The following is a 348-nucleotide window of genomic DNA, read 5'->3' on the forward strand; positions in this document are numbered from 1 at the left end:
GCCCCGCGGCTGACGTCATACGAACCGAGGGCTCCAACCCACGCAACGTATGACGCCCCCGCCCCGCGGCAGCAACCCGCGGCAGCAACCCCGCCGCAGCGACCCTGCGCCCGCTACTCCACCGGGAGGCTGATGGCGGCGCGGGTGCCGCCGCCGGGGGCGTGGCCGAGCGCGAGGTGGCCGCCGAGCTCGGACTCGACGAGCGTGCGCACGATCGACAGGCCCAGGCTGGTCGCGGCGTCGAGGTCGAAGCCCTCGGGAAGGCCGCGGCCGTCGTCCTCGACACCGACCTCGAGGACCGCGCCGTGCCGGGCGGCGCGGATCACGACCTGACCGGTCGCGCCGGCG

Annotated in this window: 1 protein-coding gene; it reads right to left on the minus strand. The window is 76.7% G+C overall.

Features of this window, described 5'->3' with window-relative positions; all coding sequences use genetic code 11:
- Positions 1–113: 113 nt before the first annotated feature.
- Positions 114–348: ATP-binding protein (locus FHP29_RS22440; RefSeq protein WP_240044273.1), on the minus strand; the 235-nt coding region annotated here is incomplete at its 5' end.

The sequence above is a fragment of the Nocardioides albidus genome, assembly GCF_006335005.1.
GTDB classification, from domain to species: domain Bacteria; phylum Actinomycetota; class Actinomycetes; order Propionibacteriales; family Nocardioidaceae; genus Nocardioides; species Nocardioides albidus.